This is a genomic window from Zobellia uliginosa (assembly GCF_018860745.1).
Taxonomy (GTDB): Bacteria; Bacteroidota; Bacteroidia; order Flavobacteriales; family Flavobacteriaceae; genus Zobellia; species Zobellia uliginosa_B.
Genome location: NZ_JAHKPY010000014.1, coordinates 922,029 through 944,094, shown reverse-complemented (window position 1 = coordinate 944,094; position 22,066 = coordinate 922,029). Strand labels below are relative to the sequence as shown.

The following is a 22,066-nucleotide window of genomic DNA, read 5'->3' as shown; positions in this document are numbered from 1 at the left end:
CCCTCTAACTTATAATAAACCAATATAACCATATACCTTTTAGTAACATTAGAGAATGAACGTACAAGATTTTACATACCTTTTACAACATCCGGACAAAGTGGTCTCCCCACTTCAAACCAAGCAATTGGAAGATGTACTTAAAGAGTATCCGTACTTTCAAGCGGCTCACGCACTTCACCTAAAAGGTTTGAAAAATCTAAATAGCTTCAAATATAATAATGCGCTTAAAGTAACGGCCGCTTACACTACCGATCGGGACGTTCTTTTTGACTTCATTACTTCTAAAGAGTTTTTACAGAATACCATTGCAGATAAAATATCAGGCAAGGCGGTTCCTTTGGTTGATACTGAAATTAATATTGAAGAAGTTGCCGTTCCAGACAAAGGTGATAGCACTACGGTTGCTCCAATTCCATTATCACCTGCAGATGCAGACAAACTGCTAGACCCACAACTTTTTAGGTCAAAAGATCCAAAAATTGACGAAGAAATAGCAGAAGCTAAAAGAAAAGCTTCTGAAAACTTAGAATTGGGAGAACCCCTACCTTTTACTAAAAGAGAAAAATATTCTTTTGCAGAATGGCTACAACTCACAACAGTTAAATCCGTTAAGAGAGATAACGAAGAAACTCCTGTAAAAAAAGCTATTGAATTAGAGCCAGAGCCTATTGAATTTCCGCTAGAAGAAGAAATTCTAAAAAGAAAAAAGTTTGACCTGATTGACAAGTTCATTGAAAAAAATCCAAAAATCAATCCTAATAAAGAAGTCAAGAAAGTAGCGATTGAAAATTCTGTTACCCTGGATAAGAAAGAACTGATGACAGAAACTTTAGCCAAGGTGTATCTGGAACAGAAGAAGTATAAAAAAGCCATTCAATCTTATAAAATTTTAAGTTTGAAATATCCGGAAAAAAGTGGTTTCTTTGCAGACCGAATTAAAGCGGTAGAAAAATTACAACAAGAAAATAAGTAAGGCATTATGAGTACGTTTACAATTTTTTTAATCCTTATTATTATAGTTTGCTTTTTACTAATATTAGTAATTATGGTGCAAAACCCTAAAGGAGGCGGATTGTCATCCTCTTTTGGCGGCGGTGGTAGCCAAGTTGTTGGTGGTGTTAAAAAGACGGGAGATTTCTTAGACAAAAGTACATGGACCCTGTCTATTTTACTTGTTGTTCTAATCTTAGCTTCTAACGTTGCGCTTAAAGGAAACTTTACTGACACGGACTCTAAACTTTTAAATGGAGATGGTATTGAAACCGTAGTTCCTGAAACTGTACCGGAAGCACTGCCAGAACAGACACCTGCACCGGCCAGTACGCCTGCAGATAGTTTATAAAACTACAATTAACATATACAAAATGCCAGCTTAGTGACAAGCTGGCATTTTTGGTTTAACAATGTGTCAGTTTTCATGTAATGGCATAATTTCTGCCCACTAGCATTCGAGAATATAATTTTTCAATCTAAAAACTAAAAATATGGCAAAAGTGAACATTAAACCATTGGCGGATAGGGTCCTTATTGAACCTATGGCTGCCGAGACCAAAACAGCATCAGGTATCTACATTCCAGATACTGCCAAAGAAAAACCTCAACAAGGTAAAATCGTTGCCGTTGGACCTGGAACCAAAGACGAGCAAGTGACAGTAAAAGTTGGTGATACTGTTCTATATGGGAAATACGCGGGCACTGAGCTTAAGCTTGAAGGCGTTGATTACCTTATGATGCGCGAGAGTGACGTTTTAGCTATTATATAATTTCCTTTCTGTTCCTGTTAAAAGGAACGACATCAAGGAAAGCATAAGATTAATTTAAATACGCCCACTCCGGTGGGAAACAAATACTAATATTTATTATGGCAAAAGATATAAAATTTGATATCGATGCACGCGACGGCCTGAAAAGAGGAGTTGATGCATTGGCAAATGCAGTAAAAGTAACATTAGGACCAAAAGGTAGAAATGTAATCATAAGTAAATCTTTTGGCGCCCCACAAGTAACCAAAGATGGTGTTACGGTAGCAAAAGAAATTGAATTAGAGAACCCATTAGAGAATATGGGCGCTCAAATGGTAAAAGAAGTTGCTTCTAAAACCAATGACCTTGCCGGAGATGGTACAACTACTGCTACCGTTTTAGCACAGGCTATCGTAAAAGAAGGTCTTAAGAATGTTGCTGCCGGCGCAAACCCAATGGATTTGAAAAGAGGTATTGACAAAGCGGTTGAAGCTATTGTTGAAAATCTAGTCAAACAATCTAAAAAAGTTGGTGATTCTTCTGAAAAGATCAAGCAAGTTGCTTCTATTTCAGCCAACAATGACGAAACAATTGGTGACTTGATCGCACAAGCATTCGGCAAAGTTGGTAAAGAAGGTGTAATTACCGTAGAAGAAGCTAAAGGTACGGATACTTATGTTGATGTTGTTGAAGGTATGCAGTTTGACAGAGGTTACCTATCTCCATATTTCGTTACTGATTCAGAAAAAATGGTAGCGGATTTAGAAAGTCCTTATATTTTATTGTTCGATAAGAAAATTTCTTCAATGAAAGACTTACTTCCAGTATTAGAGCCAGTTGCTCAATCTGGAAAGCCACTTTTAATTATTGCGGAGGATGTTGATGGTGAAGCATTAGCTACTTTGGTGGTAAACAAATTAAGAGGTTCTTTAAAAATTGCCGCTGTTAAGGCTCCAGGATTTGGTGATCGCAGAAAAGCAATGTTAGAAGATATAGCAATCTTAACTGGCGGTACGGTTATTTCTGAAGAAAGAGGTTTCTCTTTAGACAATACAACTATTGATATGTTGGGTACTTGTGAAAAAGTGCAGATAGACAAAGACAATACTACTATTGTAAACGGTGGTGGCGTTGCTAAAGACATCAAAACTCGCGTGAATCAGATTAAATCTCAAATTGAGACTACTACTTCTGATTACGATAAAGAAAAACTTCAAGAGCGTTTGGCCAAATTGGCCGGTGGTGTTGCGGTACTTTATGTAGGTGCAGCTTCTGAAGTTGAAATGAAAGAGAAAAAAGACCGTGTTGACGATGCTTTGCACGCTACAAGAGCTGCTGTTGAAGAAGGTATTGTTGCTGGTGGTGGTGTTGCTTTAGTACGAGCTAAATCTGTTCTTGCTAAAGTTGCGACTGAAAATGAAGATGAAGCAACTGGCCTACAAATCGTTGCCCGTGCTATTGAAGCTCCGTTACGAACAATCGTTTCTAACGCAGGTGGTGAAGGTTCTGTAGTAATCGCTAAAATTCTTGAAGGTAAAGGAGATTACGGTTATGATGCAAAATCAGAGAAATATGTTGAAATGACCAAAGCTGGTATTATCGATCCTAAGAAAGTAACTCGTGTTGCTTTGGAAAATGCAGCTTCTGTTGCCGGTATGATCTTGACTACGGAATGTGCTTTGACAGACATTAAAGAAGATGCTCCGGCAATGCCTCCTATGGGTGGTGGTGGTGGAATGCCAGGCATGATGTAGTGCCCTGGCGCCACAGCCAATTTAAATAATTGGTACTGTCGTTATTATTATACTAAACCGCTCTTGAAAATTCAAGAGCGGTTTTTTTGTTCTTATACCAACCAAAAAAACCACCTTCTTTATGTACAGAAGGTGGTTTTCATGTCCAATGTTAAAACCCTACCGGCCTTATCAACTACTTCTTTCTAGGAGCAGCTTTCGGAGCAGCCTTTTTACCAGCTTTCGCTGCTAACGGCTTTACAGATGATTTACCTGCATTTTTTGCTTGTGCCATAATTTGGAGTATTGAATAAAACTAATCTAAGGTAGATTAGTTTCTGATTCGTGATATTTCCTTTGGGAAATAATTAACTAAAATATTTCAGCCATTTCCCAAAAGGGAACAAACCACCTTCATACCCTAATTTTAAGGTATTTAAATCTAATGGTTGGCGCCATCATCCGTATTGTCTTCCCTATATCTACAACAAGGATGAACACTATTATACGCCTCCTCCGTTGCTTTTAACTCTTTGGTATCATGACCCACAGCAACAATCGCCGTTTTAATTTTCATAGGGTCAGTTTTACGCTCATCCATTATTATGGATAATTGATGCGTAGGTATATCCCAAGAAGCATATTTCACACCCTTTACATTAAGCGCGGCCTCCTCTATTCTTTCCTTACACATGGCACATTTACCATTAACATCAAAAGTCATCTTTTTATTCTTCTCTTGAGCAAACGTTACAAGCGTAAAGAAGGTCATTGCAATTGATAAAATTGAAGTTTTCATATATATATTATTATTAGTTGTTGTAATTATATTTTTATTCTAAATCCGCCATAAAACATTCTGCCCATTATTGGTGCATATATGATTGTGGTATCAAAATTAGGGCCAAAAGGATTATTCGCTCCTAACACAGGATTGTCTTGTTTAACATTAGATAAATTCTCACCTCCTACATAGACCTCAAACGTATTCGATAACACTTTTGTTATTTGTGCATTCATATGATTATAAGGAGATGAATATTCTGCCAGCTGATACGCTACCGGATTACTACTTGTATTGGGCAACCTTTTTTTACCTAAAGTATGCAAGGTATAATCAAATTTCCACTGTGCCCCATTATCTTTTGCTTTGGTATTATAACCTAAGTTCGCAAAAAACAAATTCTGTGCTTGCAGTGGTTTTTGCTGGCTACCATTTTTATAATCCGTAGATACATCGTAATATTTATATGCCGTTCGTATATCAAGACCTGGCAAAAGTTCATAATCAACCTCAACCTGAAAGCTATTAGCCTTACTATCTCCATCTAAGTTATAAAATGACACTTCTTGGGGGTTTTCCCAATCTACGACCACTTGGTTCTTAAAATCAGTAATATAGTAATCCATAGTAATACTCCCTTTCCGGTCTAAAAAATTAAATCCTTGGAGAAAACTTACACCATAGTTCCATGCATCCTCGGGCTCCAGCCCATACACATCTCCTCCTGTATTTAAAATTTTTATTTCTCTGGAAGATGCGAACAACTGTTGATTCTCTGCAAAAATATTAGCCGCTCGCTTTCCACGACCAAAAGAACCTCGTAAGCTTCCCATTGCCCAGGGTGTATATCGTATATGGAAACGCGGAGTTACAAACATACCCAGCCTATTATGATTGTCCACCCGAAGACCGGCCGTTAAACTTACTTTCTCTAGATTCTCATAACTATATTCCATAAACGCCCCTACAGACTTATCTTCCCTAGAATAATCCATTGTATTCACCAATTCATCATATCCATCATATGCAAATGTAAATCCAGTCTTAAACTTGTTACGGGTATCGCCAATAATGGAATTAAAAAGCAGGTTAGTATAGATACTTTCGTGATTAATATCATACGTTTTTATACCAAAATAGGAATCTTGCTTATGCATACTATAGGAAGTTTGAAAACCAAAACTCTGAAAAGGCAACTCGGGAAACACATAGCCCAATTTTATAGATGTATCAAAACGCCGGGTGTTAATTTCACTACCCCACACTTCGGCTTCGCTCAGGGTTGGGGTACCGGCTTCGCCTACAGAAAGCACTTCGGCTTGACTAAATATTCTCCTATTATTATCTACCCTATCGGTATCCGGATTGAAATCTACCTGCCCCACTTGTTTCTCATCATTCAAAAACCTGATATTTAAAAAACTAACCCATCCTTTTTCTGGGTCCTGATACTGCCACCGGTTCATAACATTTATCTGATCTGCTAATGGAGCATCTAAGAAACCATCTCCATTGTCATCTTCTTTTTGAGTCCTTTTATTTCCGTGTATGTAAAGTCCCGTACTCCACTTTTCAGATAGCTTTTTGTTGAAATGAGTATTTAGCTCATACCTACCATTTTCATTCCCATATCCATTTATAAAAACTCTATTATCCGTAAGCGGCTTTACCAATTCCGTATTTATCTGACCTGAGATACTTTCATAACCATTCACGACACTGCCCGCTCCTTTTGTAATCTGAATACTTTCTATCCACGTACCAGGTGTAAATGTGAGCCCGTATGCCTGCGAAGCACCACGAACCATAGGAATATTCTCTTGGGTAATCATCAAATATGGACTGGTAAGCCCCAACATTTGAATTTGTTTCGTACCCGTTAATCCATCTGAAAGATTTACATCTATCGCAGGGTTTGTCTCAAAACTCTCTGCCAAATTACAACAGGCCGCCTTTAGCAGCTCCGCGCTATTTACGGTTACTGTATTCTGTGGACTGAAATAAGTTTTCTGAATGTTATCCCGCTCTTGTTGCACAACCACTTCATCCAATTCATTTGAAGGCTTTAAACTTACACGAATGCTTTTGGGCTCTGCTACCGTAAGCGTATCGGACTCATAGCCTACATAACTGATGATTAATTTATTGAATTCCTGTTTATAGGGAATGGTGAATTTTCCATCCATATTGGTTACAACTCCTATTTGAGAGTCCATCCAATACACGTTGGCTCCTGCAATACCCGTTTTACTGGAATCACCTTGCTCCAAGACAATCCCTTTAATTTTCTCTTGTGAGAATGACAGCAATGGTAGCGTTACAGAGATAAGTACTATTATATATTTATTCATTTTCTTGATGAAACATTTTATCAATTAACCTTTATTCATCGGTAATTCATATCTGAAAACCGAAAACACAAAGTAGAACTATCAGGAAACATAAAAATGTAACCGCTACAATAGACCTTATCTAACAAGGAACTACTTTATGCAAAACCATAAGAAATTGATAAAACATCAAATCAAAAAGACAGCGTCCAGAAGCTGTATATCTTTGACGATTTTAGGTGGAAGATAATGTGTGTAGCTAGAATGTGTTTGAACCTCTGTTTCAAACAAGTCAATAAAGGAATAGACATAGGCTGCCAAGAAAACCTGCTGATCTAATTCAAAATCATTGAAAGATGGCTTAACATCTTCTTGCCCTTTTTTAGCGATTACTTCACTATTGCAGCAAGACATTTTTTCAACCGAGGGTTCTATTTCCTCATCTAAAGTCATGCTCATACCGCAATCCTGGGCTTCCCCAAAAAAGGCTACATCTACCAAGTGACCCATACAATAGTGCTTCTCTACTTTCCAAGAGGTAGTAGTTGTCAAAAGCAATACAGCCATGACTAGAGAAACTATTCTATGTAACACATTTTTCATTGAAGCAAAATTACATATTAATTCTTCAATCAGCTAAGCCCAAAAACGCCAACTTTGTTTAAACGCCTTAAATGGCATTCAAATTGTTCATTTTTAACAACATCTTAATATTTTTTTGAACAAACCTAGTTAGGGCACTAGTAATCAAAACAGCTGAATTTCAATAAAATTAAACAGTCTGCACACCAATATTTACAGGGAAATACTTGATTTTAACATTTTTTTTCGTCTTTCACATACTTATCGGTCGGTTTTTGAGTTATCACATGACGGATTAAACTTACAGTACATCCGATTCACTAACCACATTGAACTTAAAATTTTAGTAATGAAAAAAAATATTAGATCAGTAGTAAAATCAGGTTTTGCAGTATTTGCTCTAGCATTTATGGTATCTAGCTGTAGTAGCGACGATGGCTCTGTGTTTGACACACCCATAGGCGATGAAGAACAAGACGACACAGATGAAGAAACCGTTGCTACACTTATAATTAACGACAGTGACTCTTCAGGCGACGTTTTGTTTGCCGAAGCCTCTGGCGAAGTTAGCACAACTGTACCAGGGCGTATCATTTATACATCTGAATCAAATCAAAAAAGATTATATATTACTCAAAACATATCTGGTGGCGGAGAAATGCCATTTAACAATTTCAACATAGAAGGTAAAGACCTTACAAAAGCTTTAAAAGGCGATGGTTCTGTTGATTTAGATGGAGATACTCAGAAAGCTATTGATTTTACTTTTGAACTTCCTGTTCCAGATATTGATAATGGAGAGATTGTTTACCAATTCTGGACAACGACCGGAAAAGGAGATTTCAGAGATCCTACAAAAAGAAAAGCTTTAGGTGTAGGTACTATTACTGTAAAGGTTGGTAATGGAACCAACCCAGCGGCCGAGGCAAGGTCTTTTACAGACATTAAACTATTCGCTCCTAGAGAAGATGGCGATTCCGAAACATTTTTCTCTTTATTGAACGAAACTGTTTACAATATCACAGACGGACCAGAATTTAGAGCATTTTGGGATTTTGGCTACTACTATACCAATGGAGATAAAGCTTCATTAGCATCAACTGCCAAGTACAAAGAAGTATTTAATTTTGATGTAGAAGGTTTTGAAGCAAGTGCAGACGAAGAAGCAGAAGGAGAAACCTTAAACAATACCTATTTTGAACTATCTTTTGTAACTGTTGCAGAGTTCGATGCCATTACATTATCAGGTCAAATAAACGATGAAATTGAGGAAGAAACTTTTGACTTTCAGTATGTAAATGGTTTGAATGTTGGCGATGTTATTAAATTTGTAGACAACTACGGCAAAAAAGGCCTTATTAAAATTACAGAAGTAAAAAGTGGTTTTAACGCTGACGACTATATCGTTTTTGATGTAAAAATACAGCCATAATATATTTTTAAAATATTGCAAAGGGATGTCGTTAATTCGGCATCCCTTTTTTTTGTTTTCAATAGTTTATTTTTGCATAAAAAATTAGCATGTTTAACGACTTAAGAATCAAAACTAGCACCATACTTAAATCTTCCTCTTTAACCGTAGACGAACGCCTTCAGAACCTTTGCAAACTTCTTAAAGAAACCGTACCTCATTATGACTGGGTAGGATTCTACTTTAAAAACGGAGATAAGGAGGAGCTTAAATTAGGTCCTTATGCTGGCGCACCTACGGACCACACCATTATACCTTTCGGAAAAGGAATTTGCGGACAAGTAGCCGTGTCCAATCAAAATTTTGTAGTGCCAGATGTACAAGCTCAAGATAATTATATAGCATGCAGCATTACCGTAAAAGCAGAAATTGTAGTCCCTCTTTTCATAAAGGGAGAAAATGTTGGTCAGATTGATATCGACTCAAATACGCCCGACCCATTCACTGAAGAAGACGAACGTTTTCTAGAGTTCGTAAACACTGAAGTGGCCAAAATTTACATATTATAATTCATCTTAATTAGATTTTTAGTTTTTTAGAATACCGTTTATCGATGCTGCCCCGTGTTATTTGACACAAAACGGTTTAAAACTTTAGCAGTTTTGTTAATAACCTAGGTAGTTTTTTCTTTCAAAAAAAGTACTTTTGCATGTCTTTTTAACTTAGTAACTACATCTTATTAAAATGAGCATCAAAAAAGCTTCTTCTGCACTGATTTCCGTATTCCATAAAGACGGATTGGAACCAATCATCAAAAAATTTCAGGAACTCGGTATTACCATCTACTCTACCGGTGGAACTGAAAAATTCATAAAAGAACTTGGCGTAGATGTTGTGCCAGTGGAAGATGTTACGAGTTACCCTTCTATTTTAGGAGGAAGAGTTAAAACATTGCACCCAAAAGTTTTTGGTGGAATCTTAAACCGACAAGACAACGAAAGTGATGTTGCCCAACTGGAAGAATTTGAAATTCCTCAGCTAGACATTGTAATTGTAGATCTTTATCCTTTTGAGAAGACGGTTGCCAGTGGTGCACCGGAACAAGATATTATAGAGAAAATTGACATTGGTGGAATTTCACTTATCCGTGCCGCCGCAAAAAACTTCAAAGATGTACTTTGTGTATCTTCTATGGAAGACTACTCAGACTTTTTAAATGTGATTTCAGAAGGAAACGGAAGCACAAGCCTTGAAGACCGCAAACGTTTTGCTGCAAAATCTTTCAATGTTTCTTCTCACTACGATACTGCTATTTTTAATTATTTCAACAAAAACCACAATCTCGCAGCTTTAAAAATTAGCGAGACTAATGGCAAGGTTTTGCGTTATGGCGAAAACCCACATCAAAAAGGATTCTTTTTTGGTGATTTTGATGCCATGTTCAATAAACTACATGGTAAAGAACTTTCATACAATAACCTATTAGATGTTGATGCCGCAGTAAATTTAATGCTTGAATTCAAAAATGACGACCCTACTTTTGCCATTTTAAAACACAATAATGCGTGTGGACTGGCACAGCGTAGTACTTTACACCAGGCCTACGTAGATGCATTGGCAGGAGACCCTGTTTCAGCTTTTGGAGGAGTTTTAATCAGTAATAAAGAGATTGATAAGGCAACTGCCGAGGAGATTCATAAGTTGTTCTGCGAAGTGGTCATTGCACCAAGTTATGCAGATGATGCCCTAGAGATTTTGACAGGCAAGAAAAATCGTATTGTTTTAGTTCAGAATGAAGTAAAAATGCCGGAAATGACGGTTAGAACCTGTCTAAATGGCGTCTTACTTCAAGAAAAAGACCATAGAACCGATACTTTAGAAGATTTACAATATGTAACCGATAGCAAACCTTCTGAACAAGATTTAGAAGATTTGATTTTTGCTTCCAAACTATGTAAGCATACAAAATCCAATACAATTGTCCTTGCAAAGAACAAACAATTATGTGCCAGCGGAACCGGTCAGACCTCACGGGTAGATGCCCTGAACCAAGCAATTCACAAGGCTAAATCATTTAATTTCGACCTTAAAGGAGCCGTAATGGCGAGCGATGCGTTCTTTCCTTTCCCAGATTGTGTAGAAATAGCCAATAAAAGTGGTATTTCTAGCGTTATACAGCCGGGCGGGTCTATAAAAGACCAATTGAGTATCGATTACTGTAATGAAAATAGCGTATCTATGGTTATGACGGGCACACGTCATTTCAAGCATTAATTTCATTACTTTTGTCGATGAAATACACCCCTTATCAAGCTAGTAACATAACCAAACAGATTACAAATGGGATTTTTTGATTTCTTGACAGAGGAAATCGCCATCGATTTAGGTACGGCGAATACCCTTATCATTCACATGGACAAGGTAGTTGTAGACAGCCCGTCTATTGTTGCTCGTGACCGTATCTCAGGCAAGATTATTGCTGTGGGTAAAGAAGCGAACATGATGCAGGGTAAAACCCACGAAAACATTAAAACAATCCGTCCGCTAAAAGATGGGGTTATTGCAGATTTTGACGCATCTGAAAAGATGATCAATATGTTCATCAAGAACATCCCTGCTTTAAAGAAAAAATGGTTTCCTCCAGCATTACGAATGGTTATCTGTATTCCTTCTGGTATTACAGAAGTAGAAATGCGTGCGGTAAAGGAATCTGCCGAACGTGTAAATGGCAAAGAAGTTTACTTAATTCATGAACCAATGGCAGCAGCCATAGGTATTGGTCTTGATATCATGCAACCAAAAGGTAACATGATCGTAGATATAGGAGGTGGTACTACAGAAATTGCCGTTATAGCATTAGGAGGTATTGTTTGTGACAAATCCGTGAAGATTGCAGGTGATGTTTTTACAAATGATATTATTTATTACATGCGTACGCAACACAACCTTTACGTTGGTGAAGCAACCGCCGAGAATATAAAAATTGAAATTGGTTCGGCTACCGAGGATTTACAGACGCCACCTGACGAAAAATCAGTTCAGGGTCGTGACCTATTAACTGGAAAGCCAAAGCAAGTTCAGATTTCATATCGTGAAATTGCAAAAGCATTGGATAAATCTATTCTTCGTGTAGAAGATGCCGTTATGGAGACCCTTTCGCAGACGCCTCCGGAATTGGCCGCCGATATTTACAATACCGGTATTTACTTGGCCGGTGGTGGTTCTATGCTACGAGGGCTAGACAGAAGATTATCACAAAAGACAGACCTACCTGTATATATTGCAGAAGACCCGCTACGAGCCGTAGTAAGAGGTACAGGTATAGCACTTAAGAACTTAGAGCGCTACAAGAGTATCCTTATCAAATAAAACCTACAGATTTCGGGGCGATTTCAAAAGGTTTTAATTTTTATTTCCATTCGGAATTGCTTCACAGGTTTCACCAAATCTAATAGTGAATGCAGCAGATCATCAACTTTATCATACGATATAAGAATTTCCTTCTTTATGTCTTTTTGATGATGGTTTCTTTGGGATTTACGATTCAATCGCATTCGTATCACCAGTCGCGTTTCTTTAACTCGTCCAATTGGCTGACGGGAAATATTCTAGATACCTCTAATGATGTTTCCAGCTATTTTGGTCTTGATAAAGAGAACGAAAAACTTATGCAAGAAAATGAATACTTGCGTAAGCTATTGTTTAACAAAGAAGAAAGAATAGATAGCACAGCACTAGATTCCGTTTTTCTTACGTATACCATTTCAACAGGAAAAGTCATTAAAAACAGCTTTGCGGACCCTCGTAATTATATTACTATAGACAAGGGCAGAAATGACAGTGTTGAACCTGACATGGGTGTTATAACCAGCAAAGGTATTTTAGGCATCATAGAAAATACCTCCAATAATTTCGCCACTGTACAGTCTATTTTGAACGAAAAATCCAATATTAACGCTAAAATTAAAAATACGGATCACTTTGGTTCTTTAGTATGGGACATGAAAAGGTTTAATGTGGTACAACTGGTTGACATTCCAAGATTGGTACCCTTAACTATTGGCGATACTATTGTTACCGGTGGTATGAGCAGTATTTTCCCTGAAAATATTCCTATTGGAACCATACGGAAATTTGACCTTAATACTTCCAAAAGTTTTTACAATATAGATGTGGCTCTTTTTAATGACATGACGAATATTAAAAATGTTTACATCATTAAAAACAATTACCGCAAAGAGATTTTAGAACTAGAAAAACAAACGGAGACAAATGGTCAGTAACTATTACTTCTTAAATGTCATTCGTTTTATACTACTGGTACTAGTACAGGTACTGGTATTCAATAAATTAAACTTTTTTGGTTTTATAAACCCAATGGTTTATATTTTATTTCTGTATTGGTACCCAATCAAAGAGAATAGAGCGGCCTTTATAGGGCTTGCTTTTCTATTAGGTGTAGCCATAGATTTCTTTTCGGACACCATGGCCATTCACGCGGCTTCTACAATTACTATAGCCTATATGAGGCCTGCCATTATGAGATTTGTTTTTGGCGTGAATTTTGAATTTCAAAGTTTTAAACTAAGTAACACCACTAGGGTACAACAAATTACATATTTGGCGTTATTAATTATAGTACATCACTTTGTTTTCTTTACCCTGGAAATTTTTAGTTTGGACAATTTCCTATTAATTTTGAAGAAAGTATTGGCTACGGGCGCCGCAACTCTTATTCTTTGCTTATTATTCGGCTCACTTTTCAGTGTTCGAAAAGAGTAGAAAGCAAAAAAGTATAAACTTCGTAAATATAAAATTTCATCTAAGATGAAAAAGCTGTTATTATCCTCCATAATCGTAATCATTGGTATTACGTTTCTCGGTAGACTTTCCTATCTGCAAATTTTCAGCTTCTCGCCTGATCAGGTTCTAGAAGACCCTGCAATAAAAAGGGTTTATGACTATCCTGAGCGCGGTTATATCTATGATAGAAACGGAAAGCTTTTAGTAGGTAACGACCCAGCGTATGACGTCATGGTAATTCCTCGTGAAGTTCGCGAACTAGACACATTAGAACTATGTGGACTTCTTAAAATCGATAAGGAGAAATTTAAAAAGGAATTACGAAAAGCTAGAATTTATTCCCCCAGACTTCCCTCTGTATTTGTGCCCCAACTTTCCAAAGAGGATTATGCCAAGCTTCAGGAAAAGATGCGTCATTACAAAGGTTTCTATATTCAGAAGCGTTCATTACGGTATTATGATACCAATAGCGCTGCCAATGTTTTAGGATATATTAGTGAGGTAAACGAACGAGATTTAGCTAAGAACCCTTACTACGTTCAAGGTGAACTTACCGGTCGTACAGGAGTTGAAAAGGTATATGAAGATATTTTAAGGGGCCGAAAAGGTGTTCAATACATTCAGAAAGACCGCTTTAACAGAGACATTGGTCCTTATAAAAGCGGTACACTTGACACATTACCGGAACAAGGTTATGAAATAAATATAACTATAGATAAGGAGCTACAAGAATACGGCGAAAGATTAATGGTTGGCAAATGGGGAGGAATTGTTGCTATAGAACCTTCTTCAGGTGAAATATTATCAATGATTTCCGGCCCTACCTATGACCCATCTCTATTAGTAGGTAGAAAGCGGTCTGCCAATTATAGCAAATTACATTACGATTCTATCTCAAAACCCACATTCGACAGATCTATTTCTTTTGAAAAAAGCCCAGGTTCACCTTTTAAAGCTATTAACGCATTGATTGCATTACAAGAAGGCGCAATAACACCTTCTACAACATTTACCTGTCACCATGGCTTCTTCATAGGAAGGCATAAAAAGGGCTGCCATTGCGGAGGAGGAACAAGAAATTTGAATAACGGAATATACCTTTCGTGCAACGCTTATTTTGTAGGTGCTTATAAAAAGATATTTGAGCAATTCCCTTCTAACAGTGAAGCAATGGATGCGTGGGAAAAGCACGTAAAAAGTTTTGGTCTTGGATCGTATTTAGGTTCTGACCTTTATACCGGTAGACCCGGTAGTGTCCCCAGTACGGATCTTTATAACAAGTGGTATGGAGTTGGAGATAAAAGATGGTCCGCTACCACCACATATTCCAATGCTATTGGTCAAGGAGAAGTAAATGTAACCCCTATACAGTTGGCCAATATGACGGCCGCAATAGCTAACAGAGGACATTTCTTTACACCCCATGTTCTTAAAAAAGTTGATGGTAAAAAAATTGATATTCCAGATTTTGTAGAGCCAAAGTACACCACCATTGATAAAAGACATTTTGAACCTGTGATACAAGGCATGGCAGATGTGTACCATAAAGGAACAGCCAGATACGTGCAGATTCCTGATATTGAAATTGCCGGCAAAACAGGTACGGTAGAAAATTACGTTAAAATAGATAGCGTTAGAACGCAATTAACGGACAACTCCGTTTTTGTAGCTTTTGCTCCAGTTGACAATCCAAAAATTGCTATTGCTGTGTATATTCAAAATGGATATTACGGCTCTAGATATGCGGGTCATATTGCCTCTTTAATGATTGAAAAATACATTAAAAGAGAAATTACTCGCACGGACCTTGAAAAAAGAATGCTGGAAAGAACTTTGGAACACGAATACGCCAAACCTTATAGCGGTAAGGAATTCAAAATAAACGAATACGATTGGAGCAAGCATTCAACTAAATATAAAGCGGAAAACCAATCAGAACAATAACTTATGACCGGTAAAAGTGTCCTCAAACGTCTTGATTGGCTTACTGTTCTATTTTACGTGCTCTTACTAACTATTGGGTGGGTAAATATTTATTCAAGTACATTTTCCGAAAGTGATTCTTCTATATTCGATTTTGGAACACTACATGGCAAGCAACTTTTCTTTATTCTTACCAGCTTTGCATCTATTATAATACTATTGGCTCTGGAAGCTAATTTTTACGAACGTTTCTCTAGTGTGCTATATATTATATCTATGGTGCTATTGCTAGGTCTGTTTGTATTTGGAAAAACCATTGCAGGGGCTACTTCATGGTATGACTTGGGATTTTTTAACCTACAGCCCTCTGAGCTTGCTAAAGTGGCCACAGCCCTGGCATTAGCAAAATATCTTAGTGACATACAAACGGATATAAAACGAAATAAGGACCAACTCTATGCATTCCTGATCATATTGATTCCTGCGGTATTGATTATACCACAGCCAGATCCCGGTAGTGCCTTGGTTTTCTTTTCTTTAAGCTTTGTGATTTTTAGGGAAGGACTACCGCTTTACTATTTGGGGATTGCGTTTTTTGCCATTCTTGTGTTTGTAACCACATTAATGTTCGGTACTATTTGGATTACCATAGGTATCGCTTTAATCCTAATACTTTTCTTCTTATTGAAAAAGAAAAAATTCAAAGTCCCCATTATTCCAATGGCCATTACTGTCATCCTTACTATACTATTTTCGCTCTCTGTTGATTTTGTATTCAATAATGTTTTTGAGCAACGCCACAGAGACCGTTTTGGACTTTGGTTACGATTAGAGAAAGATCCTGCAAAACTGGAAAAAATCAGAAAGACCATTGGTTACAATACCTACCAATCTGAAAAAGCAATTGAATCCGGTGGTTTCTTCGGAAAAGGATTTTTGGAAGGCACACGTACAAAAGGGGATTTTGTTCCTGAACAGCATACAGATTATATCTTTAGTACCGTTGGTGAAGAATGGGGCTTTTTAGGTACAGCAACAGTTGTACTGCTATTTACTTTTTTACTATTAAGGCTGGTTTACTTGTCTGAACGTCAAAAAACAGGATTTGCCAGAATGTATGGCTACGGAGTGATATCAATTTTATTGATACATTACTTTATAAATATTGGCATGGTAATAGGCGTACTGCCTACAATCGGTATTCCCCTACCCTTCTTTAGTTACGGTGGATCGGGACTTTTGTTTTTTACTGCGTTACTATTTATTTTCTTAAAGTTAGATGCAAACCGGTTAAAAGAAGGAATTTAGATAACCTATTCCTAATTACCATTTAAACTTCCAGCTTTCCGTATCAATTCTACTTTCCAATTGGTCTTGCTGCTTTTTTGGAAGCTTCTGGAAAAAATCAATTCCGGTTCGCTTTTCAATTTCGTCAACAGGAACCGTAAATTGCTTTAATGGTTTAGAACTCTGTCTACCTTCCATTAGAAAGGCCAAAACCTTCATATCGCTCCCATTTCCTCTAGCTACTATCTTATAATAGTATTTGGGCACATCTACATCCTCCTCTCCAATCTCATTTAATCCTCTTTCTAGAACCCCTGCTGTAACCACAAAAACTTCACCATACTGTTTCGCCCATAAGCGCACTTGCATTTCCAGTTCATTCCAAACACCGGCATTAAACTCCCGGTCCTGCGGGCTAATATTACTAGTGTAAAATGTCTCGTTATACGCCTGTTTCGTAAACCTTCTATCACCTGCGGGACATAAATGCCCTCTATCATAACCTGATCCTTTATAATTGCGCCAATCCGCAGATTTCGTGCGCACATTTGGGTCCTCAATAAAATAGGGCCTTTTACGGTCATCATGGGTCAGATGCTCTTTCTTTAATGTATAGGCTACCCATTCGGCCTGCTCAAAAGGTTCGTTATATGAAAGTGTATAATGACTATGCTCAACTATTTCTCCCGTTGTAGAACTGGGCATTAAATTAGTAGCAATTGAAGTTTTAGGTCCGTCATCCGTTTTTTGGGAATAGGTGTCCGGCGTATAAAAATTCTCAAACAACCAAAAGCCCGCTATACAAGCTAGCATCAATGAAGAATATATAAATTTATTTCTGGAATTTTTATTCATATGTCAAATGTAAGTAAAAGCTAAAAATTTCGACAAATAAGCACATTTCATATCATACAATGTATTTATTTTGTATTTCTATTCGTATGTAACAAATTAGTGTAAAAGAAAGGAAAGATATGCTTACATGGAAAGATGTAATCAGTTTTAGTGTAAAGGGAAATCCAGAACCGGACAAAAGGGTTGAAAAGACCGAAGCCGAATGGCGGGAAATCTTGACTCCAGAGCAGTTTAGAATAACCCGGAAAAAAGGTACCGAACGAGCGCACACGGGCGCACTATGTAGTGCACATGATGCAGGAAAATATAATTGTATTTGCTGTAACACTCCATTATTTGATTCAACCATTAAGTTTGAATCAGGTACTGGTTGGCCCAGTTTTACGCAACCTATAAAGGAAAATGCTATTAAATATCATAAAGATTCATCTTTTGGTATGGTGCGAGTAGAAGTTTTGTGCAATACTTGCGATGCCCATCTGGGACATATTTTTCCCGATGGCCCGGAACCGAGCGGATTACGTTACTGTATAAATTCAGAATCAATGCAATTACAAAAAGAAAGCATTACAGATGAACAATAATAATTTAGAGACAGCTACCCTAGGTGGTGGATGTTTTTGGTGTATAGAAGCAGTTTTACAGGAAATAAAAGGTATTGAGAAACTAGTTTCTGGCTATACCGGCGGTACAGCTCCTGGTAAACCTACTTACAGGGAAGTATGTTCCGGTCTTACCGGTCATGCAGAAGTAGTGCAAGTTACTTTTGACCCCTCCATAATTTCATATCAAGATTTATTGATTGTTTTTATGACGAGTCACGACCCTACTTCGCTTAACAGACAAGGTGGTGATGTTGGAACCCAATACCGTTCCGTTATCTATTACCATAACGATACGCAAAAAACTGTTGCCGAAACGGTAATAAAAGAACTTGCATCCTACTTTGAGGAGCCTATTGTTACTGAATTAAGTCCCCTACCTGTATTTTACGATGCAGAGGAATATCATCAGGACTATTATCGTAACAATACCTCGCAAGGTTACTGTAGTGCCGTTATAACACCCAAACTTGTAAAGCTAAGAAAGATGCATGCAGACAAGTTAAAACAGCCTCAAACTAGTTCGTAATTAGTTTTTTACCGCTCACCTACAGGTAACGGTAATTGGTCTACTTGAGTTCAAGAAATGGGTTTTAAGAAAGTAATTTTACCAAACAATCTTAAAACCCATTTCTATGAAAACCACAAAACTTTATTACCGTATTGCACTTACTGTTTTCTCATTGGCTATTATTTATGCCGTAGCTAATTCTATTTTTAACTATGAAGCCATTGTTGTTAAGTTTCAAGAACTAGGATACCCTACTTATCTTATATCTGTACTTGGAGGCGCCCAATTAATGGGAATAGCCGTCCTAGTTTTCAATAGAAGCACTTGGATTCGAGAATGGGCCTACGCCGGATTTTTCTTAAATCTTGCCTTTGGTATTGTTGCACACCTTCTTGCCGAAGATGGCAACGGAATAGCCGCAGTACTATGTATAGTAGCCTTATATGTTACTTACGTACAAAATAAAAGACTTAACGAACATAACAATTCAATAACCGAAAACACACATACTCAACCTACGCTAAAAACTGTAGCATGATTTGGGCGCTACAGTTCTATTTTCGCGATGTAAAAGACCTGCTATTCAGCAGGTCTTTTTATTTTTACACTCTAACAGCACTAAATTAAATATTACAACTAAAACATAGAACATTTATGGTAAAGATAGCTTTAGGTGGAGGTTGCCATTGGTGTACTGAAGCCGTTTTTCAATCTATAAATGGTGTTGATAAAGTTGAACAAGGTTTTGTATCATCCACAGGGAAGCAAAATGAATTTTCCGAAGCTATAATAGTACATTACCAACCGATTACCATCAGTTTAAAAACTTTAATTGAAATACATTTGCGTACTCACAAGAGCACTTCTGAGCATAGTATGCGGAAAAAGTACCGATCTGCCATCTATACATTTTCTGATGAACAGAGAAAGAAAGCAAAAGCTATTTTAAAAAAACTACAACCAAGTTTTAATGAAATATTGATCACGAAGGTGCTTCCGTTCAATGCTTTTAGACCCTCTTTAACTCAGTTCCACAATTACTACTACAATAATCCTGAAAAGCCTTTTTGCCAAAGCTATATTGATTCAAAAATAAAATTATTGCTCACCCAATTTCGGGAACATACGAAACCCGGGCTTGCTCTCCATATCAAAAAATAAAAGCCCTGACACTATCGCGTCAGGGCTTCTCTATATTCTATTATTCTTATTATCCTTTTACAGCGGCTATTTTACCGTGTTCTAGACTGTTGTTCTTTAAATCTTCAAGAACATTAACCGCTTCTTCTACATAGACATCTTTAGCCAAAGCCTTGTGCCATCTGTCACGCTTTTCACGCAATACAGAATCTTTAGTGAAAAGCTCTTCTTCATATTTCAATGACCCAAAAGTTAATTTTGAATCATACTCGCCAATAGCTTTGAAATAATCCATTTTTTTCTTGTGCTCTTTTTCATCGGCACGGTAAGCCTCATAGTTTAACGAAATTTCCATTTCATCGCTTTCAGACTTCAACCATTTGGCATTTTCCTCGATTAATTTAATTTGTGGATTATTGGCCATTCTCTTAGTACTGCTTGCAATGGTCTGATCGTAATCTATATAACCTCCCCAAGGCTTATAATCTGCTGGAGAAATTTTATCCCATTTTAAAGGATTTGCTTGATCTCTTTCACCTAAATCAATATAGCTATACTTATCCGGAACAACCACATCACTTTTTACACCTTCTAACTGGGTAGACCCACCGTTAATACGGTAGAACTTCTGCGTGGTTAATTTAATAGCACCCAAATCCCCATGGTCATTGCTTCTTACAATGTTATCCAAAGGAATTACATTTTGTACGGTTCCTTTTCCAAACGTTTGCTTGCTACCAATAACAATAGCTCTCTTATAATCCTGCATTGCGGCAGCTAAGATTTCCGAAGCGGAAGCAGATAATTCATTTACAAGAATCACCAATGGACCATCCCATTGTATACGCTCATCTTTATCATCATAAACGTCTTTACCTTTTCCCGAAGAACGTACCTGAACTATTGGTCCGTCTTTAATAAAAAGACCTGCCATCTCAACCACAGTCTTCAAGGAACCTCCTCCATTGTCCCTTAAATCTATAATAAGACCTTCGGCACCTTCTTCTTTTAATCTTTCTACTTCCTTTGCAACATCGGTAGCCGCGTTTCTTTCTGTATAATCATCAAAATCAACATAGAACTTGGGCAAATCAATAATACCGAATTTCTCATCGCTTTTGATAATGTTAGCTGACTTAGCAAAGGACTCTTCTAGCTCAACAACATCTCTTGTAAGCTGAACGGTATCTAAGGAACCATCTATCTTACGAACCGTTAGTTCCACAATAGTTGCTTTAGGGCCTTTTATCAATTTGATAGCATCGTCTAAGCGCATGCCTACAATATTAATTGGCTCTTCACCTTCTTGACCTACTTTAAGAATAAGGTCTCCTACTTCTAAGCGGGCATCTCTCCATACTGGCCCTCCGGAAATAATATCTACGATTTTAGCTCCTTCAGGTTTTTTCTGTAAACGTGCCCCAATACCTTCGAATTTACCGGACATACTCGTATCAAACTTATCCTTTTCATCTGGCGCAAAGTAATATGTGTGGGGATCAAATTCGTCTACTATAGTATTAATGTATTGTACGAACCAATCCTTACGTTCCAAATCGTTTACAAAATCAAAAAACTCATCCAAAGTTTTTTGGGTAGACAACCTTGCCGATTTTTCAGCTTCTTTAGGCGTCAGAGGTTTAGATTTTTTGTCGCCATCCTTTCCAGCAACAACATCACCTCTTTCAACACCTTTCATTTTGGAGTCGTAAGTTCCTAAGGTTGCATATTTAAGCTGTTGTCTCCAACGCTCCTTCAGCTCCTTTTTAGAAGCAGCAAAAGACATTTTCTCATAATCAATATTGATACTTTCGTTTTTACTATAGTCAAATGGTTTTTGCAAAACCTCTTTATAAACAGATTTAGCCTCATCCATACGTTGTACCAATCTATCGTAAACCAAATTGAAAAAAGAAATATCCGTACTTTTTATTTGATCGTCCAGCTGAAACTTGTACTGTTCAAATTCATTGATATCCTCTTCCAAGAAATATCTCTTTGTAGGATCTAAAACATCAATGAAATCCTCAAAAACACTTACCGAAAAATCATCGTTAATGTTTTTAGGTTCATAATGACCTTTTTCAAGTACATAAGTAATTAGGTCTAAAAGTAATTTATCTTTATCGTCGGTTTCAAAAGACTTATTGGTAAAACTGCACGAAGCGACCGATATTAGCATTACCAAAAGAGAATAGGCAAGATTCCTTTTCATATATATATTTTCAAAATTTTTATTATAATCAATCTTGGGGAAGATTGAGATTTTCACACTTAAAAGTAATGAATTCCCTAAGATACTGAAAAAACCATGCCACCTTTGGAGCAGATACACTAATTTTTTGTTAAACGAACTTAGG

General features: G+C 37.2%; 21 protein-coding genes. 16 read left to right on the top strand and 5 right to left on the bottom strand.

Annotated features, from left to right (window positions below):
• Positions 1 to 55 precede the first annotated feature (55 nt).
• The 4 genes from KO521_RS18865 to groL all read left to right on the top strand — a co-directional run bounded on the left by KO521_RS18865 (position 56) and on the right by groL (position 3,499).
• Positions 56 to 976 (top strand): hypothetical protein, encoded by a 921-nt coding sequence (locus KO521_RS18865; RefSeq protein WP_215941447.1) that lies wholly within the window; start codon positions 56 to 58, stop codon positions 974 to 976.
• 6 nt (positions 977 to 982) lie between these two features.
• Positions 983 to 1,345 carry a preprotein translocase subunit SecG gene (gene secG, locus KO521_RS18860; protein ID WP_215941446.1) on the top strand — a complete coding sequence of 121 codons (363 nt, stop codon included), beginning with the start codon at positions 983 to 985 and terminating at the stop codon, positions 1,343 to 1,345.
• 142 nt (positions 1,346 to 1,487) lie between these two features.
• Complete coding sequence (locus KO521_RS18855; RefSeq protein ID WP_194525858.1) at positions 1,488 to 1,766, top strand: co-chaperone GroES; 279 nt, start codon at positions 1,488 to 1,490, stop codon at positions 1,764 to 1,766.
• A gap of 98 nt (positions 1,767 to 1,864) precedes the next feature.
• Positions 1,865 to 3,499 carry a chaperonin GroEL gene (gene groL, locus KO521_RS18850; protein WP_215941445.1) on the top strand — a complete coding sequence of 545 codons (1,635 nt, stop codon included), beginning with the start codon at positions 1,865 to 1,867 and terminating at the stop codon, positions 3,497 to 3,499.
• A 421-nt stretch (positions 3,500 to 3,920) separates the two neighbouring features.
• On the opposite strand, the gene KO521_RS18845 is transcribed toward groL, so the two are convergent.
• The 3 genes from KO521_RS18845 to KO521_RS18835 all read right to left on the bottom strand — a co-directional run bounded on the left by KO521_RS18845 (position 3,921) and on the right by KO521_RS18835 (position 7,195).
• A complete protein-coding gene (locus KO521_RS18845; RefSeq protein WP_215941444.1) occupies positions 3,921 to 4,277 on the bottom strand; it encodes a heavy-metal-associated domain-containing protein in 357 nt (118 codons plus the stop codon).
• 26 nt (positions 4,278 to 4,303) lie between these two features.
• Positions 4,304 to 6,613, bottom strand: a complete 2,310-nt coding sequence (locus KO521_RS18840; RefSeq protein ID WP_215941443.1) for a TonB-dependent receptor — start codon at positions 6,611 to 6,613, stop codon at positions 4,304 to 4,306.
• Positions 6,614 to 6,781: 168 nt separating this feature from the next.
• Positions 6,782 to 7,195: an HYC_CC_PP family protein gene (locus tag KO521_RS18835; protein ID WP_215941442.1), complete on the bottom strand. Its 414-nt coding sequence runs from the start codon at positions 7,193 to 7,195 to the stop codon at positions 6,782 to 6,784.
• A 328-nt stretch (positions 7,196 to 7,523) separates the two neighbouring features.
• Between KO521_RS18835 and KO521_RS18830 the strand changes: the two genes are divergently transcribed.
• From KO521_RS18830 to rodA, 8 genes are all read left to right on the top strand, one after another.
• The gene (locus KO521_RS18830; protein ID WP_215941441.1) at positions 7,524 to 8,606 is read left to right on the top strand and encodes a hypothetical protein; all 1,083 of its coding nucleotides are present in this window, start codon (positions 7,524 to 7,526) and stop codon (positions 8,604 to 8,606) included.
• A gap of 89 nt (positions 8,607 to 8,695) precedes the next feature.
• Positions 8,696 to 9,154 carry a GAF domain-containing protein gene (locus tag KO521_RS18825; protein WP_215941440.1) on the top strand — a complete coding sequence of 153 codons (459 nt, stop codon included), beginning with the start codon at positions 8,696 to 8,698 and terminating at the stop codon, positions 9,152 to 9,154.
• A 175-nt stretch (positions 9,155 to 9,329) separates the two neighbouring features.
• Positions 9,330 to 10,859: a bifunctional phosphoribosylaminoimidazolecarboxamide formyltransferase/IMP cyclohydrolase gene (gene purH, locus KO521_RS18820; protein ID WP_215941439.1), complete on the top strand. Its 1,530-nt coding sequence runs from the start codon at positions 9,330 to 9,332 to the stop codon at positions 10,857 to 10,859.
• Between the two features lie 66 nt (positions 10,860 to 10,925).
• A complete protein-coding gene (locus KO521_RS18815; protein ID WP_013992538.1) occupies positions 10,926 to 11,954 on the top strand; it encodes a rod shape-determining protein in 1,029 nt (342 codons plus the stop codon).
• Between the two features lie 89 nt (positions 11,955 to 12,043).
• Positions 12,044 to 12,868, top strand: coding sequence for a rod shape-determining protein MreC (gene mreC, locus KO521_RS18810; protein WP_215941438.1), 825 nt, complete (start codon positions 12,044 to 12,046; stop codon positions 12,866 to 12,868).
• The gene (locus tag KO521_RS18805; protein ID WP_215941437.1) at positions 12,858 to 13,367 is read left to right on the top strand and encodes a rod shape-determining protein MreD; all 510 of its coding nucleotides are present in this window, start codon (positions 12,858 to 12,860) and stop codon (positions 13,365 to 13,367) included. The genes mreC and KO521_RS18805 overlap by 11 nt, the downstream gene beginning before the upstream one ends.
• Positions 13,368 to 13,412: 45 nt before the next feature.
• Positions 13,413 to 15,332 carry a peptidoglycan D,D-transpeptidase FtsI family protein gene (locus KO521_RS18800; RefSeq protein WP_215941436.1) on the top strand — a complete coding sequence of 640 codons (1,920 nt, stop codon included), beginning with the start codon at positions 13,413 to 13,415 and terminating at the stop codon, positions 15,330 to 15,332.
• 3 nt (positions 15,333 to 15,335) lie between these two features.
• The gene (gene rodA, locus KO521_RS18795; protein ID WP_215941435.1) at positions 15,336 to 16,619 is read left to right on the top strand and encodes a rod shape-determining protein RodA; all 1,284 of its coding nucleotides are present in this window, start codon (positions 15,336 to 15,338) and stop codon (positions 16,617 to 16,619) included.
• 15 nt (positions 16,620 to 16,634) lie between these two features.
• Here the strand turns inward: rodA and KO521_RS18790 are convergent, their stop codons facing one another.
• On the bottom strand, positions 16,635 to 17,453 hold the full coding sequence (locus KO521_RS18790) for a DNA/RNA non-specific endonuclease (protein WP_215941434.1): 819 nt from the start codon (positions 17,451 to 17,453) through the stop codon (positions 16,635 to 16,637).
• 119 nt (positions 17,454 to 17,572) lie between these two features.
• Here KO521_RS18790 and msrB point away from each other — a divergent pair, with 119 nt between their 5' ends.
• From msrB to KO521_RS18770, 4 genes are all read left to right on the top strand, one after another.
• Positions 17,573 to 18,037 carry a peptide-methionine (R)-S-oxide reductase MsrB gene (msrB, locus tag KO521_RS18785; RefSeq protein WP_215941433.1) on the top strand — a complete coding sequence of 155 codons (465 nt, stop codon included), beginning with the start codon at positions 17,573 to 17,575 and terminating at the stop codon, positions 18,035 to 18,037.
• Positions 18,027 to 18,584: a peptide-methionine (S)-S-oxide reductase MsrA gene (gene msrA / locus KO521_RS18780; RefSeq protein WP_215941432.1), complete on the top strand. Its 558-nt coding sequence runs from the start codon at positions 18,027 to 18,029 to the stop codon at positions 18,582 to 18,584. The genes msrB and msrA overlap by 11 nt, the downstream gene beginning before the upstream one ends.
• Before the next feature lie 106 nt (positions 18,585 to 18,690).
• Positions 18,691 to 19,104 carry a DoxX family protein gene (locus KO521_RS18775; RefSeq protein WP_215941431.1) on the top strand — a complete coding sequence of 138 codons (414 nt, stop codon included), beginning with the start codon at positions 18,691 to 18,693 and terminating at the stop codon, positions 19,102 to 19,104.
• A 116-nt stretch (positions 19,105 to 19,220) separates the two neighbouring features.
• On the top strand, positions 19,221 to 19,727 hold the full coding sequence (locus tag KO521_RS18770; RefSeq protein WP_215941430.1) for a peptide-methionine (S)-S-oxide reductase: 507 nt from the start codon (positions 19,221 to 19,223) through the stop codon (positions 19,725 to 19,727).
• A gap of 49 nt (positions 19,728 to 19,776) precedes the next feature.
• Here the strand turns inward: KO521_RS18770 and KO521_RS18765 are convergent, their stop codons facing one another.
• Positions 19,777 to 21,921: a carboxy terminal-processing peptidase gene (locus KO521_RS18765; RefSeq protein WP_215941429.1), complete on the bottom strand. Its 2,145-nt coding sequence runs from the start codon at positions 21,919 to 21,921 to the stop codon at positions 19,777 to 19,779.
• Between the last annotated feature and the right edge of the window lie 145 nt (positions 21,922 to 22,066).